Raw genomic sequence first — 17,337 nt, 5'->3', positions numbered from 1 at the left:
AATGAAAGCGGCCAACATCGGCAAGATTCTGGGCGGGTTCGGGCTGCTGCTGCTCTTCTCCAGCCCCCTCACCCTCTTCTTCACCTCGGGCTCCATCCCCATCGTCGCCACGAAGGTGGTGGCCGGCCTGGTGCTGGTGGGCCTGTACTTCGCCACCAACTTCAAGCAGTTCGGCCAGTTCGCCTCGCGGCGCTCCAGCTTCTTCTTCGCCAGCACCTCGCTCATCGTGCTGATGACGCTGGGCGCGCTGGTGACCCTCAACTACATCGCCCACAAGAAGAACAAGCGCTGGGATCTGACGGAGCACAAGGTCTTCACGCTCTCGCCCCAGACGGTGAGCACGCTCCACGGACTCACCGAGCCGGTGCGCGCCATCGGCTTCATCCCGACGGACCACCCCGCTCACGAGGCGCTCCAGAGCACCTTCGATCGCTACCACCTCGAGGCGCCGGACAAGTTCGACTACTCCTTCAAGGATCCACGCCGCCACCCGGACCTGGCCAAGAAGTACGAGCTGCGCGAGGGCCAGACGACGGTGGTGCTCACGCGGGGCGAGGGCGCCAGCGAGTCGTACACCAAGCTCCACGTCATCAGTGAGCAGGAGCTCACCAACGCCCTCCTCAAGCTCAACAAGGTGAGCGAGCAGAAGGTGTACTTCGTGATCGGCCATGGTGAGTGGCCGCTGGAGGGGCAGATGCCCATGCCCGGCCAGCGCGGGCGGGTGACGAGCCTCTCGGAGATGAAGCAGCAGCTCCTCCAGGAGGGCTACACCACCCGGGAGCTCAACCTCGCGGGCGGCACCACGGTGCCCCGGGACGCAGCGCTGGTGGTCATCGCCGGCTCCAAGGCCCCCTTCAGCCCGCCGGAGGTGGAGTCGCTGCGCAGGTACCTGGCCGCCGGTGGCCGGCTGCTCTACTTCGCCGAGGCCTACGGTGAGCCGGGTGACGAGTTGGCGAAGCTGCTCGCCGAGTACGGCCTGGCGCTCGACAAGGGCGTGGTCGCCGACGCGCAGTTCAACAGCGGCAGCCCCTACGTCGTCCTCTCGCTCTTCTTCGGCAACCACCTGATCACCATGCCGCTGCGCCAGCGGCAGCTCAACGTCGAGTTCCCCACCTCGCGCAGCATCACCGTGCGCAGCGAGGGGCTCGCCGAGGGCGTGAAGGCGGAGCCCGTGGTCCTCACCTCGCCCTTCGGCTGGGTGGAGACGACACCCGACGACAAGCCGGCGCCCACCGAGGGCGAGAAGAAGGGTCAGCTCACCCTGGTGGCGGCCAGCACGCGCGACACCTCGAGCGAGCAGACGCGGCGCTTCGACGAGGCGCGGCTCGTGATGGTGGGTGACTCGGAGCTCCTGCTCGACTCCAACTGGGGCCACGAGGGCAACCGCAACCTGGTGATGAACACCCTGGCCTGGGCCACCAGCCAGCAGGACAAGGTCACCATCCGTCCGCCGGATCGCGCCGCCTCCACCCTCCAGTTGGACGCGGACATGCTCAACCGCATCCGTTTCGTATCCACCGACGTCCTGCCCCTGTCGTTGCTCGGTGTGGGGTTGGCCATCTGGCTCTCGAGGCGCAACAAGTGAACGCCAGTCAGAAGAACCTCGTGACGTTGCTGGCCGCCACCGTGGTGGCCGGTGGGCTCGGACTCTACGCGTACTTCGGCGTGATGAAGCCGGAGGAGGAGGAGGTCCAGCGCAAGCAGGCGGAGGCAACGCTCTTCCCCGTCAACGCCCCCGAAGCGGGTGGCACGGATGGGGGAGCGCCTCCCGCTCTTCGCTTCACCTGGGTCTCCGTGGAGTTGCCCCACTCGAAGACGGAGATGGAGCTCCAGGAGGGCGTCTGGCGCGTCACATCGCCTGTGTCCGCGCTCGCGGAAAAGACCCAGGTGGACAACCTCATCGGTGAGCTCGCCGCCGCGAAGTTCAAGGCGACGATCGAGGAGAACCCCACCGACGCGGACCTGGAGCGCTATGGGCTCAAGCCGCCCCGCGCCACCGTGACGGCCCGTGCCTATGTGCCGGACGCGCAGGGCGGTGGGAAGGACGATCCATCGCGCCAGCACTCGGTGACCTTCTATCTCGGCATCGAGAATCGCTTCGACGGCACGGCCTACCTGCGCCGGGAAGGAGATCCTCGTGTGTACTCCGCTGGCGGCGCGCTCCGCTTCGCGCTGCAGAAGACCACCGCTGAATGGCGTGACCGCCAGGTCTTTCCCCTGGAGGAGTCCTCGCTGCTGCGCATCGAGGTGAAGGCGAGCAGGAACGCCTTCACCCTGGAGCGTGCCACGACCGACAAGCCGTGGCAGCTGACGCAGCCGCTGGCGCTGCGCGCGGCTCCCCAACGGGTGGCCCGGATGGTGTCGGATCTCCGCTTCCGCAGGATCCTCTCCTTCCCCAGGCCCGAGGAGGGGGAGGAGAAGGCGCGCAAGGCGATGGAGCAGCCCCTGGTGGACGCGACCTTCGTCCCCAAGATCGGCACGCCCCTGCGCTTGCGCCTGGCCGAGGTGCCGCTGGCGGGCGCGAAGCAGACCTTCGCGATGACCGAGTGGGGCTCGGAGGTCATGCTCGGCGTGGTGGACAGGGGGACGATCAATGACCTGGACGTCCCCCCGCTGGATTTCAAGGACAAGAAGGTGCTCGCGGTCCAGGCCAGGGACGTTCGCGGGCTCATCGTCCACCCGGCCGCTGGCGGCGAGACGCTCACGCTGGTGAAGGTCCCGGACACCCAGCGCTGGGAGGTGGAAGCGCCCTTGCACGGCCTGGCCAGGGAATTCAAGGTGGCCTCGTTGCTGAACTCGCTGGAGAAGCTCGAGGCGGCGGCCATCACCGAGGCCAACCCGAAGAACTGGGCCCGCTATGGCATCAGCGACACGTCCCGGGGCGTGTCGCTGATGGACGGCGGCGGCCAGCTCATCGCCCGGCTGAGGATCGGCAACCCGGTGAAGGGCAACCCGCAGCGCGTGTGGGCCCGCGGCTCGTCCGAGGACGTGCTCGAGTTGGACAAGTCGGCCCTCGACGCGCTGCCGCTGACCCTGACGGATCTCCTGGACGCCGGGCCGGCCGCGAACAGCGCGCCCTGAGCCCCCGCCTCACACCTCGAGCAGCAGGAAGCGCTGCTCGGGGTGCATCTTCGTCAGGAGCGGCATCGCCACGTTGTAGACGGGGATGCCGCTCTTCGTCTTTCCGGCGGGCGCGCCATGGTGTGCGTGGCCGTGGAAGACGGCCTCCGCCCCATAGTGGTCCACCGGCATCGCCAGGCGGCTCGTCCCGAGGAAGGGGCGGATCTCGATGTTCTCGCCCTCCAGCGTCTCCGGCACCGGGGAGTAGTGCATGATGACCACCTTCTTCGGGGTGTCCAGGTGGCTGAGCGCCGCTTCCAGCTTGAGCGACTCGTGCACCGCCTCCTGCACGAAGGACTTCGTCTGCCCCTCGCCGAAGGCCTGCAGCGTGGCGTTGCCGAAGCCGCCGCCGAAGCCCTTCACCCCGGCCACGCCCAGCACCTTCTCGAAGATGAAGTGGTCCCCATCGAGGACGTGCACCCCCGCCCGTGATAGCTCGCCGCAGATCTCCTTCGCCTGGTTGTGCTCGTAGTCATGGTTGCCGAGCACCGCCGCCGCCGGCACCCGCAGGGCCGACAGCTCCTCGGCGAGCACCTTGCCCTCCTCCACCATGCCTCGATCCGTCAGATCCCCGCACAGCAACAGCACGTCCGCTTCCGCGTTGATCTGTTTGACGAGCTGACGAAACCGGCCGTGTTGATCCTCCCGGCAGTGCAGATCACCGACCGCCGCCAGCCGTATTTTCGAGTTCGCGTCCCGCGCCACGTGCCTCCCCCTTCTCTCGCTCTCGCTCGTCCCAGGACCGGCCGTCGCCGTATCCCCAATGATGGATGTCCACCGCGTAATTCACCCTCGAGATGAGGTTGCCGCGACACAACCGCTCGTCCCAGTTGCCTTCCTTGAGGGTGTCGAGCGTGCGCGACATGAGCTCCGTCATCAGCCACACGGGAATCAGGTCGCGCTCGCACGGGTAGGCGAAGCGGAACATCATCAGGTGGCTGAGCAACACCTCCCAGTACCGGTCGAAGCGCCGGAGCAGCCGCGCCCAATCCAGGCCCCTGCCCATCTTGAGGATGAGGTGGTTGATGTCCGCGCCGTCGTACCGCTCACGCTCGTTCACGAAGGCCTTGGACCAGATCATCTCCTCGGCCGGCGCGACGAGACACGGGTGGCCGAAGACGGAGGCGGACCTCGCGTGGACGAACCACTCGTCGTCCACCGAGGCCACGCCATTGCCGGAGGAGAAGATGAAGTCCACGAAGTACTCGCCCCGGTAGGCCTTGTAGATCCACGCCTCGTCGGCTCGTTCGGTGCGCCAGCCGTCCTTCTCCAGCTCCAAGAGCGCCCGCTCCGCGTCTCGTTTGCGAGGGAACAGGTCCAGATCCTTCGTGTCCCGGTAGATGCCCGTATAGGTGGCATAGGCATAGGCGCCTCCCACCAGGAACGGCACACCGGCATCCAGCAACACCTCGATGGCCCGGCCACGGGCGTTGATCTCGTCCGCTGTCCGGTTCCGCTCCGCGAGCGAGGCGTCGATTCCCATGTCCCCGGGGTGGTTGGGGTGTCGCGTGTCCATGCGGCAAACCTAGGAACGGGCCCTTTTTCTCGTCGGAGCCCCCGTCCGGTACGCCCGGGGGGCAGCCAGGGAGCCACGCCTGCCCGGACGAGCCCTCGCTCGAGAACTGAACACCCGGCGGGCGGCTACATCTCCTCCAGCTCCTTGCCCTTGGTCTCCCGGATGAAGACGAGCACGAAGATGAGCGAAACCACCGCGGCGCCCGTGTAGAGGCCGTACGCCAGCCCCAGGCCGGCCGTCCGCAAGCCGGGGAACGTGGAGGAGACGATGAAGTTGGCGACCCACTGCGCCGAGCCAGCGAGCGCCAGCGCGTGGCCTCGAATGCGGTTGTTGAACATCTCCCCGAGCAGCACCCACACCACGGGCCCCCAGGACAGGCCGAAGCAGAAGACGTAGAGGTTGGCGGCGACCAGGGCAACGGGCCCCGCCGCTCCCTGCAGGGCGGGATTGCCCGCGGGGTCCACTCCGGCCGTACCGAACACGTACGCCATCGTCCCGAGCGTCAACGACATGCCCACCGAGCCCACGATGAGCAGCGGCTTGCGCCCGAAGCGGTCCACCGTGGCGATGGCGATGAACGTGGTGACGATGTTGGTGACACTGGTGATGACGGTGATGGCCAGCGAGTCCCTCTCCGAGAACCCGACCGCCTGCCAGAGCACGCTCGAGTAGTAGAAGATGACGTTGATGCCCACGAACTGCTGGAAGACGGACAGACCAATGCCCACCCAGACGATGGGGAGCAGACCGAGCCGCCCCCGGAGGTCCGCGAACCGGCCGGAGTGCTCCGCCGAGAGCGTCTGGCGGATTTCGTTCACCTTCGCCTCCGCGGCACGCCCCACGATGGTGCGGAGCACGTCCCGCGCCTTCTCGTCGCGATGCTTCGCGACCAGGTAGCGGGGGGACTCGGGAATCATGAGGGCGCCCACGCCATAGATGAGGGCAACGGGGAGCTCGGACAGGAGCATCCACCGCCACGCCGGGAGCTCCAGCCAGAAGGGATTCTCGGCGGAACCGCCGGCCCCGGCGGCGATGCCGTAGTCCACGAGCAGCGCCGAGAAGATGCCGATAACGATGGCTAGTTGCTGAAGCGAACCGAGCCGTCCCCGCAGATGGGCCGGGGAGATCTCCGCGATGTACGCGGGGGCGATGACGCTGGCGATCCCCACCGCGACGCCTCCCACCAGGCGCCACACACTGAGATCCCAGAGCCCGAAGGCCAGCCCCGAGCCCAGTGCGCTCACGGAGAAGAGCACCGAGGCCACCACCATCGTCCGGACCCGGCCCAGCAGATCCGCCATCTGCCCGCCCACGAACGCCCCGATGGCCGAGCCGAAGAGCGCCGAGGACACCGAGAGACCGATGGCCGCGTCCCCCACCTGGAAGGTCGACTGCAGGGCGCCGACGGCGCCATTGATGACGGCGGTGTCGAAACCGAACAGGAAGCCCCCCACGGCGGCCACCGAGGCAATCAACACGACCTTCGACACGGAGCCTTCCGACGCCATCGCGTCGTCGCGGACATCCACCATTCAAACCTCCCGGAGTGCGATCCCAACATCCGCACTCCGGACCACCCGTCATCCCCTTCCGGAGTGCGGATGTTCGCCGTTGGAAACGAGCACCTGCCTTCGGCGCACTTGCCGCGATGCGTCGGAGCTCAGGGCGTCACGGCGGCGGCGAAGCGACGCTGGCCTTCTCGAATCGTGAGGATGACCGCGGGCTTCACCGGGTTGCGGTCCGCGTCCAGGGTGAGCGTGCCCGTGGCGCCCGGGTGCGCCTTCGTGCTGGCGAGCGCGTCCCGGATGTCCGGGCCCGAGAGGGACTTCGCCCGTTCGATGGCCGCGAGCGCCACCTTCGCCGCGTCATAACCCAGCGCGGAGGCGGCCTCGGGAGAGCGGCCATGGCGCTCCCGGAACGAGGTGATGAAGCGCTGGAGCTCGGGCGCGGGGTTGTCCTCGGCGTAGTGCGACGAGTAGTAGGAGCCCTCGAGCGCGCCGCCCGCGAGCTCGAAGAGGCGGTCCGACTCCCAACCATCGCCGCCCAGCAGAGGCTGCGTCAGTCCCATCTCACGTGCCTGGCGGGCGATGACACCCACCTCGCTGTAGAAGCCCGGCAGGTACAGCGCCTGGGGCTTCGCCTTCTTCACCGCCAGCAGCGGCGCGCGGTAGTCCGTATCGCCCTTGGAGTAGCTCTCCACGGCCACCACCGTCCCGCCCAGCTTCTTGAAGGCCTCGGTGAAGGCCTCGCTCAGCCCGAGCGAGGAGGCGTTCCTGCTGTCGTGCAGCACCGCCACGCGCTCGAGCTTCAGGTTCTCCCGGGCGAAGCGCGCCATGGCGCCACCCTGGAAGGGGTCGATGAAGCAGGTGCGGAAGATGAAGTCGCCCTTCTTCGTCACGTCCGGGTGGGTGGCCGAGGGCGTCACCATGGGCACTCGCGCCGCCTGCACCGCGTCCGCGATGGCGAGCGAGCCGGACGACGTCACATCTCCCAGGAGGAGCACCACCCGGTCCTGCGTGAGGAGGCGCTTCGCCGCGGCCACCGACTCCTCGAGCTTGCCCTGCGTATCGTAGGAGCGGACCTCGACCTGCCGGCCCTTCACTCCGCCCGCGGCGTTCACCTGCTCCACGGCGAACAGGATGCCGTCACGGACCACCGTGCCGAACGAGGCCTCCGAGCCCGTGAGGCTCCCCAGCGTGCCGACGACGATGGGCCCCTCGTCGGTGGGGGCCTTCCGCTCCGAGGTGGCGGCGGCAGGAGCCGGAGCCGAAGGCGGCGGGGACTTCCGCTCACAGGCGAGGGAACACAGGACGAAGGTGGCGAACAGAGGAAGGAGACGATGCATGTTGGCTCAGAGCCGCCCGTGAGGCACCCGCCCCTGCCGGAACGACTCCACCTGGAGGTATGTGAAGGGCTGATCGTAGAGGAGCCGATCCTGCTGCCGCGTGCGGAAGAGATCGACGATGTAGTTCATCCGATCGTTCAGGTTGCCCCAGTCCCGCGCGGCGCTCCCCTGGGTGTCATTGGGGGTCCGGTCCAGCCGGGCGAGCAGCGCCATGAGCCCTGGGTGGGTGAGCGTGTTGAGCTCGGGGGGGAAGTCCCGCTCGGCGGTGAGCGCCGGGATGTCCTCGCCCAGCTTGAGTGCCACGTCGGGCAGCTCGATGCGCATGAAGGCCCGGGTGGACAGCTCGCGCCACAGCCGCTCGAACCATCGAGAGAGCGGCTCGAAGAGTGCGCGCACCCCCACCTCCAACCCCGGGCCCTGCCCCGACGCACCTCGCAGGGAGACCCGCAGTCCCAAGGAGACGGACAGCTCTTGCAGGAACACGTCCCGGAAGGGGGCGTTCAGTGCGGCGACGATGGCCTCCTGCAGGCGGGCCTGCTCGTGGAACCCGACCAGCGCATTGGCCAGGAAGATCAGCTCCGCGCGGGCCTTCGGCTCCTGCGCGTGCAGCGCCTGGTGGTAGTGGGTGAAGGCCTGGATGAGCAGCTCCTGACCGCCCTGGTCCACCGGCCCGGGGCGCAGGCGCGCCAGGAGCCCGTTCAACGCGTCCTGCTCAGGGGGCGCACCGCCACCGAATCGCGCGAGCATCTCCACATAGAGGGGGCCGAGCTCCGCGAAGACGAGCACATTGCCCCGGGCGATGTGGTGGGCGATGTCGTCCGCGATGCGCTCGATGGTCCGGGTGAGCACCGTCTGGAGGCCGACCGTCGGAAGGCTGAATCCCAGGTTCAGCGTCTGCGTCTGGAAACGCGGCTGGTTGCTGAAGCCCCGCGTCGTCGCATCCGCCCGTTCCAGGAAGTGCCCGAGGAGCTCCGGGACCTCCTCCTTCCGGATGAAGCCGCCGGCCGTCTTGGAGGCCCACGTGGCGTGGGCGCACCAGCTGACATTCTTCACCCCGAACAGGCCGGAGAGCGCGACCGACAGGTCATGGTACGCCTGGGTGATGCGCAGGTTGCGGACGACCGGGTCCGACGTGCGCACGATGGCGTCGACCTCCTCGTGGGTCGGCGAGGGCCAGAGCCGGGGCAGAGTGTCTTCGGATGAGACTCCAAGCATCGACCAGCACCCCCGTTGAGAGCCGTCCAGCCTACCATACGGGCTGACGGGCGCCGGGACTCCTCCCCTGGACCGGGGGGCGACGCCATCCTTCCTTGACTCGATGGGAGTCACTCTTTAGGTTCAGTCCCTTACCGCAGAATCCAGCGAAGGACCTTTTCCACCATGGCTCGCGTCACAGTCGAAGACTGCCTCCCCCTGGTCGACAACCGCTTCGCGCTCGTGCTGCTGGCGGCCAAGCGCGCCCGTCAGCTCATGGCCGGCGCCCGCCCCATCATCGACATCTCCAAGAACAAGCCCCCCGTGCTCTCGCTGCGCGAGGTCGCCACCGGCCGGGTGAAGTTCGACCGCGACGTGCGCGAGGCCCTCACCGGCAAGTACTCCTCCGCCGAGCAGAAGGCCAACGGCGCCTAGTCCCCGGAGCCCTCCGGGCGTACCCCGGACAGGGCGAGGGTGGCCCCCGCGCGCAGCAGCATCCTGGCCGCGCGCGCGGCGATGGCCTTCTCGCCCTTGTAGCCCAGCATGGCCGCGACCCGGACCAGCGGAACCCAGCGCGTCTCGTCCACCTCCACCCGGTGCCCCTCGTGCTGGATGTCTCCCAGCACCCCGGACTGGTAGCGGAACAGGAAGAAGTGGACGCGCTTGAAGATGCGCTGGCCGCGGAACTGGTAGACGTAGCGGATCTCCCCCAGCGGCGCGATGAGCGTGGCCCTCAGGCCCGTCTCCTCCCACACCTCACGGACGGCCGTCTGCTCGGGTGACTCTCCGGGGTCCACGTGTCCCTTGGGAAGCGCCCACAGGGAGCGACCGTGGGGCCGGATGACGGCCACCTCCAGTTCGCTCCCCTGCTCTCGGACAACGACTCCTCCGGCGGACGCCTCACGGGGCATGACGCCCACAAGGTAACCGATGCCCGCGCCCGGCGTTCAGGAGACTTGAGCGAAGTGCCGCAGCTTGGCTTCTGCGCCCAACCGGTACGCGTAACGCAGGTCGGACAACAGCCGCTCCAGCCTCCGGCCCGCCACGTGCCTCATCAGCCGGGAACAGAAGTTGCGCGACAGCCGATTGGCCTCCTCGTACCGCCAGCGCTCCGTCGGCGTCAGCCTCTCCCGGTAGGATACCCGGTCGAACAGCCGCCGCCGCAGCTCCTCCGCCCACACCCCGACCCCGTCCCCCCACCGGTGCAGCAGGCACAGGGCGAACTTGTCCACCTCCGCCTGAGCCTCCAGCTCCAATAGGGACACGGTACGCTCATGTACGGCCGTGTGCACCACATAGACGAAGTGGGAGACGCCCTCGGCCAGCTGGCAGAAGCCATCCAGCTCTCGCTCCAGCAGCGAGGCCACCGGGCCGCTCTCGTAGGGCTCGAGGCGGCGCAGGAGGGAGGGGGAGAGGTAGAGGGCGAGCTCCAGCTCCCCCTCCCCCGCGAGCACCAGCAGCTCCTCATCGGCGCGCCCGCTGGCGCCGAGCTGGACGGCGGCCTCCGTGTCCACCACGAAGCCCTCCGCCCGGGCGGCGCAGGTAATCCCGTAGATGGCCTCCAGGTGCGCCTGAACGCGGCTGATCATGCGGTGGCTCCCCGGCTCAGTTCGGCAGCCCCTTGGGCCACACCATCCCGGCGTCCACGAGCACCTGCTCCAGCCGGTCGTTGCCCGTGCGCACCCAGCTCTCGTACACCTTGAGGGTACCCGTGGGGCCGTTCTGCACCAGCCCCCGCGCGGCGATCTCCTCGAGCACATCCACCAACGCGCGGAACTTCGAGCACAGCTCGCGGTAGACGCCGGCGAAGCCCGCGGCGGGGGACAGATCCGCCACCTGCGCGTACGCCGCACCGCCCATCTGGATGTAGTAGTCCTGCCCCACCGGCCCCTCGCGCAGCGCGCCCGAGAAGAAGCCGGCCTGGTAGAGCGACACATCCCCCAGCCGCCGCAGCGTCCGGATGCGCTCGTCGCGCTGCTGCTGGAGCGCGCGGTGGTAGAGCATCGCCAGCGGCTCCTGCTCCTGGCGCCCGTCCTGTCCCTTGCTGAACAGGTTGTCCGAGCAGGCGAACTCGGCCAGCAGGTTCACCAGATAGAACTCGGTCGTCTCCGCGACCGCGATCTTCTGGCGCCGGATGACTTCCTCCAACAACGCCTTGAAGAACTCCTTCAACGACGGGGCCGTCACCAGTTGACTCATGGACTCTCGACCTCCCTCGTCCCCGGGGAAGAAACGGGCCGGGGACGCCATGAAAAAGTTACCAACGGCCCCCCCACTCCGCAAAAAGACCTCCAGTCATTCCGGGCACTTACGCTGGCACTCGACCCGGGTGACTGCCAGAAACGGCTCCCCCGGACGCACTCCCGGCATGGGACGTCCACGGGAAGACAGAGTCGAAAAACCAAGTTGTGACGGGGGGTTGGCGGTACCCGGCCCTTGGGGATGGGCTCGCTTGACGGGTCGACTTCGCTGGTTATTATCCCGCGCGCTTGGTGGTTAGCACTCATGAGGTACGAGTGCCAATCGCCTGGGCCCCGAAGCCCTATTCCAACCCCAACGGGTGTTCCGGACCCCGGAGCGCCTCATCGGAAGGAGACAAACCGTGAAGATTCGTCCCCTGCAGGATCGTCTGATCGTCAAGCGCGTGGCCGAGGAGAACAAGACCAAGGGTGGTCTGTACATCCCGGAGACCGCCAAGGAGAAGCCGCTCGAGGGCCACGTGGTCGCGGTCGGCAATGGCAAGGTGCTCGAGGACGGCAAGGTGCGCCCGCTGGACATCAAGGCTGGCGACACCATCCTCTTCAGCAAGTACGCGGGCACGGAGATCAAGCTCGACGGCGAGGAGCACCTCATCCTGCGTGAGGAGGATGTGCTCGGCGTGGTCGAGAAGTAATCCCCCTGCTCTCCTCCTCTTTCTACCCAAAAGGAATCAACCAATATGGCGAAGGACATTCTTTTCGACGTTCGCGCGCGCGAGTCCATCCTGCGCGGCGTGAACATCCTGGCCGACGCGGTGAAGGTCACCCTGGGGCCCAAGGGCCGCAACGTGGTGATCGAGAAGTCGTTCGGCTCGCCCACGATCACCAAGGACGGCGTGACCGTCGCCAAGGAGATCGAGCTCGAGAACAAGTTCGAGAACATGGGCGCGCAGATGGTGAAGGAGGTTGCCTCGAAGACCTCCGACGTGGCCGGTGACGGCACCACCACCGCGACCGTGCTGGCCCAGGCCATCTTCCGCGAGGGCGCGAAGCTGGTGGCCGCCGGTCACAACCCGATGGACATCAAGCGCGGCATCGACAAGGCCGTGGCCGCCATCGTGGCCGAGCTGAAGAACCTGGCCAAGCCGACCAAGGACAAGAAGGAGATCGCCCAGGTCGGTACCATCTCCGCCAACGGCGACACCACCATCGGTCAGATCATCGCCGATGCGATGGAGAAGGTCGGCAAGGAGGGCGTCATCACGGTGGAGGAGGCCAAGGGTCTCGACACCACCCTGGACGTGGTCGAGGGTATGCAGTTCGACCGCGGCTACCTCTCTCCGTACTTCGTGACGGATCCGGACCGCATGGAGGTCGTGCTGAACGACGCCCTCATCCTCATCAACGAGAAGAAGATCTCGTCGATGAAGGACATGCTGCCCATCCTCGAGCAGGTGGCCCGCTCCGGCAAGCCGCTGCTGATCATCGCCGAGGACATCGAGGGCGAGGCCCTGGCCACCCTGGTGGTGAACAAGATCCGCGGCGTGCTGAACGTGGCGGCGGTGAAGGCGCCGGGCTTCGGTGACCGTCGCAAGGCCATGCTCGAGGACATCGCCACCCTGACGGGCGGCCGGATGATCGCCGAGGAGCTGGGCATCAAGATGGAGACGCTGACCCTCCAGGATCTGGGCCGGGCCAAGCGCATCACCATCGACAAGGACAACACCACGATCGTCGACGGTGCGGGCGCGCAGAAGGACATCGAGGCGCGCGTGAAGCAGATCCGCGCCCAGATCGAGGAGACCACCAGCGACTACGATCGCGAGAAGCTCCAGGAGCGTCTGGCGAAGCTGGTGGGCGGCGTGGCCGTCATCAACGTGGGCGCCGCGACCGAGACCGAGATGAAGGAGAAGAAGGCTCGCGTGGAGGACGCCCTCAACGCGACCCGCGCCGCCGTGGAGGAGGGCGTGGTCCCTGGTGGTGGCGTGGCCCTGCTGCGCTGCTCCAAGGTGCTGGAGACCCTCAAGGTCGAGGCCGGTGAGAAGTTCGGCGTGGACATCATCCGCCGCTCGGTCGAGGAGCCGCTGCGTCAGATCGTCGCCAACGGCGGTCTCGAGGGCAGCGTGATCGTGAACAAGGTCAAGGAGGGCACCGGCTCGTTCGGCTTCAACGCCGCCACCGGCGTCTACGAGGACCTGCTGGCCGCGGGCGTGATCGACCCGGCCAAGGTGAGCCGCTACGCGCTGCAGAACGCGGCCTCCGTTGCCTCCCTCATGCTCACCACCGAGGCCATGGTGGCCGAGCGCCCGAAGGAGGAGAAGGAGGGCGCTGGCGCCGCCGGTGGTATGGGCGGCATGGGCGGCATGGGTGGTATGGGCGGCATGGGCATGTAGTCCCGCCCGAGCATCGGAGCGTGGCACCCGCCGCGCTCCGGTTCTCCCGACGGCCTCCGGTTCCCTCGTGGAATCGGGGGCCGTTCGCGTTTCCGGGCAGCCAGCGGGCATCCATCGGGTGGCACGGCGTCCCCTTCCCTCTTAGTTTGGGGGAAGACACGAGGGAGGACACGCGTGAAGCCCGTCAAAATCTACACCACCACCTACTGCGGTTACTGCGTCCGGGCGAAGGATCTGCTGACGCGCAAGGGCGTGAAGTACGAGGAGCTGGACGTCACCGGCGACGACGAGATGCGTTCGAAGCTGGTGGAGATGAGCGGCGGCCAGCGGACCGTCCCGCAGATCTGGATCGGCGACACCCACGTGGGTGGCTACAGCGACCTGGCCCGCCTGGAGAGCGAGGGCCGGCTCGATCCGCTGCTGGCCTGAGCCCCCCTGGCGTTCCCTGGGGCAGGCGGCCCGCCGAGCCCCATGGGCACCCCTCCTTCGCCGTGAGCAGGTTGCCTGGAGCAAACCCTCACGCACGGAGGTGGACGATGGCAGAGGCAGGGGAACAGGTCACGGGCACGAAGGACGAGAACTACGACGTCATCAGCGTGCTCTATCACTGTCTCCAGGGGGCCTCGGAGGTGGGCCAGTACATCCAGGACGCCGAGCAGAGCGGTGACCAGGAGCTGGTGGACTTCTTCCGTGACTACCAGGAGGCCCAGCGCGATCTGGCCGAGCGCGCGAAGAACCTGCTCGGCGCGCGGCTGATCCGGACCGAGGGCGTCCAGGCCGGAAGTGAGCAGAAGGCCGTGGGCAAGAAGGGCGGTGCCTCGGGCCGGATCTCCGGCGGGCAGACCAATGCCCAGGTGAGCTCCGGGGGCCGGGGTGAGGATGACATCGTGGACGAGGAGTCCAAGGAGTCCTTCCCGGCCAGCGACTCGCCGGCCAGGTACTAGCGACCACCGGACGGCTGGCGCACGCCCGGAGCTGGATTCCGGGGGGACGATTGTCTTCACTCGCGGTCCGTGAAACGTGCCGGACCGGCCCGCGCGTGCGCCGCCGGCCTTTTGTACCCAACGTGCTGACGCGGCTCGCCAGGATGTCGGCCAGACTGCATGTGCGAGCGGCCCCACACAGGGAGAAACCCTCCACCGATGAACTCGTCGTGAGACTGGAGGGTGGCCCCGCTCTGCGTCAGGCGCTCGCCCGCGTGCGCTTCTCCCCCACCCCGAATCGGCTCCGCGTCCTCTGGCATGAGGGGGACTTCACCGAGCGTCTGCTCTCTTGAATACCCTCACCCGGGGAGCACTAAAGCTTGCCCAAGCCCCACCAAGACCCATAAACAGGAAACTCCCGCGTCGCAGGCGGAGCTACCCCTCCGCCGCCCGGGTGGAGGGTCTACGCCAATGATCGAGGACAGGCCGGAGGTCACGCTCACCGCGAAGACGGGCGACGCCCGCTCGACACGGATTCAAGTGCGTGAGTGGACGGTGGATGTGGTGGCTGGCCCGGACAAGGGCAAGAAGGTCACCACGCAGGATGCGCTGCTGCGCGTGGGCTCGGACCCGGCCAGCGATCTGGTGCTCAGCGACCAGACGGTGAGCCGGCGGCACCTGGAGCTGGAGCGCACGGCACAGGGCATCATCCTGCGCGACCTGGGCAGCCGCAACGGCACCTTCCTGGATGGCCACCAGGTCATGCAGGTGCTGCTGCAACCGGGCGACAAGGTGCAGCTGGGCAAGACGAAGCTGGCCATCAAGCAGGAGTCGCGCGCCACGGAGGTGGAGGTCACGGGCGGAGCGGACGCCTTCGGGGGGCTGGTGGGCACCTCGGAGAAGATGCGCGTCGTCTTCGCGCAGCTGCGCAGCATCGCCCGCGAGGACATGAACCTGCTCGTCGAGGGCGAGACGGGCACCGGCAAGGAGCTGGCGGCGCGCGCCGTGCACCAGCACTCAATGCGGCGGCACGGCCCCTTCAAGGTGGTGGACTGCAACCTCATCACCGAGGAGAAGGCCGAGCGAGAGCTGTTCGGCGGCCTGCGCTCCAACAGCGAGGAGGAGGAGAAGGGCGCCAAGGGCGTCTTCGAGGCGGCCCAGGGCGGAACCCTCTTCCTGGACGAGGTGGGCGAGCTGCCCCTGTCGCTGCAGCCCAAGCTGCTGCGCGTGCTGGAGTCGCGCGAGGTGCCTTCTCTGGACGGAGCGCCGGTGCCGGTGGACGTGCGCGTCATCGCCTCCACGCACCGCAACCTCGAGGAGGACGTGCGCCAGGGCCGCTTCCGGGCGGACCTCTACTACCGGCTGGCGGTGGCGCGCGTGCGCCTGCCCCCGCTGCGCACCCGGCGCGAGGACATCCCCGTGCTGGCGCAGTCCCTGCTGCGCGGCATCAAGTCCTCCTTCGAGCTCACCCCCCAGACGCTCGCCCTCTTCGAGGGCTACGACTGGCCCGGCAACGTGCGCGAGCTGCGCAACGTGCTGGAGCGCGGCGCCCTCATGCAGGAGACGGGCAACGTCAGCTGGCTGGACTTCATGGCCCAGCCCCAGCGCAAGATGGAGGGCCAGCAGCCCACCACCAGCGTGGCCGCGTTGGTGACGGGCATGCCCTACCACGAGGCCAAGGATCGGGTGGTGGCCGACTTCGAGCGCCTCTACTTCGCCGAGGTCATGCGCGTGTCCAACTTCGACATGAAGACGGCCGAGCAGCACACCGGCCTGTCCATGCAAAGCCTCTACCGTCTGCTCAAGAAGAACGGTCTGCGGTTGAAGGATCTCAAGAACGCCGAGGGTCTTGATAAATGAGGCCCCCGCTGTCCCAACCCCAAGGGAGCTCCCAAGCATGATGCGCCGTCTCGCCATTGCCTCCGTCCTCCTCGCCGCGGGTGGCTGCGCCACCCAGGATCAGGCCCAGAAGAAGCCGCAGGGCCCGACCACCAAGGAGGAGCGGATGCGCATCACCAACCAGCCGCCGTTCGATCTGGCGGTGTGCCAGTCCAAGCCGCTCGCCCTGCCCCAACCCGTCAACCAGGGCGTCCTCGTGGGCGCGATGCTCTCCATCCGTCCCGAGGTGATGGAGTGCCTGGTGGACCCGAAGTCCCGCGGTGAAGCCGACACCACCCGCGTGATCGTGAAGACCACCGTGAACGACCAGGGCGGCACCCACGCCGTCTCCGGAGAGAACCTCACCCCCGAGGGCACCACGTGCGTGCAGAACGTGGTGAACGCGCGCGTGCCCATCACCGCCCTGCCCAAGGGCGCGCAGCCGGTGGAGTCCGAGAGCTCCTTCATCCACGAGGCGACCAACAGCCCCAGCGTCAAGTTCGGCATCAACCCGGGCTCTGACTTCTCGGGCAACGTGCGGCTCGCCCAGTCCTCCTGGTGCGAGTGCTACGCGGGCTTCGGCGAGAAGACCGCGCCCATCCTCAAGGCCAACGTGGAGCTGGCGAAGGGCTCGGCGACCGCCACCAACATCACGTTCGACCCGACGGGAACCCCCGAGGGTGACCAGCTCGCCGCCTGCCTCCAGGCCAAGATGATGGCCGTGCCGGCGCAGCTGGATGTGGACCAGCTGAAGTTCCCCTACCGCTTCGTCCATTTCAACTCGCGGGCCACCACGCCCGCCGCGGACCTGCCGCCCGAGCTGCGCTTCTTCCAGCTCGAGTTGGAGCGCAACCAGCGCTCCGCCGATGCCGCCGTCGCCTTCGGCGCCCGCGCCAACGCCGCCGAGGCCTATGACGCCATCGTCACCAGGTACCAGAAGACCAAGGACTGGAAGCTGGTCGACGAGCTGAAGGCCAAATGCAAGGCGCTCGTCGACTCCGCGCAAGGCTGGGTCAACGCCATCGACTCCCAGCTCAAGGTCGACCAGGCCACCCTGGCCCTCGCCCAGGAGCTCAAGGCCAAGGATCCGGCCTGGGCCGAGGTCGAGACGAAGACCCAGGTGGTCATCGGCAACACCGAGCAGGACCTGAACAACGCCCAGAAGCGCCTCGCCGCCGACCAGGGTGCCTGCCCCAAGGAGCGCAAGTAGTCCGCGCTCCGGCCTGAGCACCCGGGCCTGAAACGAAGAAGGCGCGGGACCTGGAATCAG

General features: G+C 67.8%; 18 protein-coding genes. 10 read left to right on the top strand and 8 right to left on the bottom strand.

Translation table 11 applies throughout. The features are described from left to right. The first annotated feature begins 1 nt into the window (after window position 1). Both JQX13_RS33815 and JQX13_RS33810 read left to right on the top strand, forming a co-directional pair. The gene (locus tag JQX13_RS33815) at window positions 2-1,585 is read left to right on the top strand and encodes a GldG family protein (RefSeq protein ID WP_203403592.1); all 1,584 of its coding nucleotides are present in this window, start codon (window positions 2-4) and stop codon (window positions 1,583-1,585) included. Next, window positions 1,582-3,081, top strand: coding sequence for a DUF4340 domain-containing protein (locus JQX13_RS33810; protein WP_203403591.1), 1,500 nt, complete (start codon window positions 1,582-1,584; stop codon window positions 3,079-3,081). Before JQX13_RS33815 ends, JQX13_RS33810 begins: the two co-directional genes overlap by 4 nt. A 9-nt stretch (window positions 3,082-3,090) precedes the next feature. On the opposite strand, the gene JQX13_RS33805 is transcribed toward JQX13_RS33810, so the two are convergent. From JQX13_RS33805 to JQX13_RS33785, 5 genes are all read right to left on the bottom strand, one after another. Continuing rightward, entirely contained in the window at window positions 3,091-3,795 is a 705-nt protein-coding gene (locus tag JQX13_RS33805; RefSeq protein WP_203412332.1) for a metallophosphoesterase family protein, read from the bottom strand. Continuing rightward, entirely contained in the window at window positions 3,779-4,636 is an 858-nt protein-coding gene (locus JQX13_RS33800; protein WP_430384110.1) for a hypothetical protein, read from the bottom strand. The genes JQX13_RS33805 and JQX13_RS33800 overlap by 17 nt, the downstream gene beginning before the upstream one ends. Before the next feature lie 125 nt (window positions 4,637-4,761). Then, complete coding sequence (locus JQX13_RS33795; RefSeq protein WP_203403590.1) at window positions 4,762-6,168, bottom strand: sugar porter family MFS transporter; 1,407 nt, start codon at window positions 6,166-6,168, stop codon at window positions 4,762-4,764. Window positions 6,169-6,296: 128 nt separating this feature from the next. Then, a complete protein-coding gene (locus JQX13_RS33790; RefSeq protein ID WP_203403589.1) occupies window positions 6,297-7,481 on the bottom strand; it encodes an ABC transporter substrate-binding protein in 1,185 nt (394 codons plus the stop codon). 6 nt (window positions 7,482-7,487) lie between these two features. Beyond that, window positions 7,488-8,621, bottom strand: a complete 1,134-nt coding sequence (locus JQX13_RS33785; protein ID WP_203403588.1) for a hypothetical protein — start codon at window positions 8,619-8,621, stop codon at window positions 7,488-7,490. A gap of 240 nt (window positions 8,622-8,861) precedes the next feature. Between JQX13_RS33785 and rpoZ the strand changes: the two genes are divergently transcribed. Then, window positions 8,862-9,110 (top strand): DNA-directed RNA polymerase subunit omega, encoded by a 249-nt coding sequence (rpoZ, locus tag JQX13_RS33780; RefSeq protein WP_203403587.1) that lies wholly within the window; start codon window positions 8,862-8,864, stop codon window positions 9,108-9,110. Here the strand turns inward: rpoZ and JQX13_RS33775 are convergent. The 3 genes from JQX13_RS33775 to JQX13_RS33765 are packed head-to-tail and all read right to left on the bottom strand — an operon-like array spanning window position 9,107 to window position 10,874. Next, window positions 9,107-9,586: an NUDIX hydrolase gene (locus tag JQX13_RS33775; protein WP_203403586.1), complete on the bottom strand. Its 480-nt coding sequence runs from the start codon at window positions 9,584-9,586 to the stop codon at window positions 9,107-9,109. The two genes, rpoZ and JQX13_RS33775, sit on opposite strands and share 4 nt — an antisense overlap. Before the next feature lie 36 nt (window positions 9,587-9,622). Further along, a complete protein-coding gene (locus JQX13_RS33770; protein ID WP_203403585.1) occupies window positions 9,623-10,264 on the bottom strand; it encodes a hypothetical protein in 642 nt (213 codons plus the stop codon). A gap of 16 nt (window positions 10,265-10,280) precedes the next feature. Then, window positions 10,281-10,874, bottom strand: a complete 594-nt coding sequence (locus JQX13_RS33765; protein WP_203403584.1) for a hypothetical protein — start codon at window positions 10,872-10,874, stop codon at window positions 10,281-10,283. Between the two features lie 403 nt (window positions 10,875-11,277). Between JQX13_RS33765 and groES the strand changes: the two genes are divergently transcribed. From groES to JQX13_RS33735, 7 genes are all read left to right on the top strand, one after another. Then, a complete protein-coding gene (groES, locus tag JQX13_RS33760) occupies window positions 11,278-11,568 on the top strand; it encodes a co-chaperone GroES (protein WP_203403583.1) in 291 nt (96 codons plus the stop codon). 45 nt (window positions 11,569-11,613) lie between these two features. Further along, window positions 11,614-13,266, top strand: coding sequence for a chaperonin GroEL (groL, locus tag JQX13_RS33755; protein WP_203403582.1), 1,653 nt, complete (start codon window positions 11,614-11,616; stop codon window positions 13,264-13,266). Between the two features lie 174 nt (window positions 13,267-13,440). Next, a complete protein-coding gene (gene grxC, locus JQX13_RS33750; protein WP_203403581.1) occupies window positions 13,441-13,695 on the top strand; it encodes a glutaredoxin 3 in 255 nt (84 codons plus the stop codon). 107 nt (window positions 13,696-13,802) lie between these two features. Beyond that, window positions 13,803-14,210 (top strand): hypothetical protein, encoded by a 408-nt coding sequence (locus JQX13_RS33745; protein ID WP_203403580.1) that lies wholly within the window; start codon window positions 13,803-13,805, stop codon window positions 14,208-14,210. A 209-nt stretch (window positions 14,211-14,419) separates the two neighbouring features. Beyond that, window positions 14,420-14,542 carry a hypothetical protein gene (locus tag JQX13_RS55615; RefSeq protein WP_275424890.1) on the top strand — a complete coding sequence of 41 codons (123 nt, stop codon included), beginning with the start codon at window positions 14,420-14,422 and terminating at the stop codon, window positions 14,540-14,542. 118 nt (window positions 14,543-14,660) lie between these two features. Beyond that, entirely contained in the window at window positions 14,661-16,049 is a 1,389-nt protein-coding gene (locus JQX13_RS33740; RefSeq protein ID WP_203403579.1) for a sigma 54-interacting transcriptional regulator, read from the top strand. Between the two features lie 37 nt (window positions 16,050-16,086). Then, on the top strand, window positions 16,087-17,277 hold the full coding sequence (locus JQX13_RS33735) for a hypothetical protein (RefSeq protein WP_203403578.1): 1,191 nt from the start codon (window positions 16,087-16,089) through the stop codon (window positions 17,275-17,277). Window positions 17,278-17,337 lie beyond the last annotated feature (60 nt).

It is taken from the genome of Archangium violaceum, from assembly GCF_016859125.1.
GTDB classification, from domain to species: domain Bacteria; phylum Myxococcota; class Myxococcia; order Myxococcales; family Myxococcaceae; genus Archangium; species Archangium violaceum_A.
The sequence above is the reverse complement of the archived record's forward strand: the minus strand, read 5'-3'. Positions and strand labels throughout refer to the sequence as shown.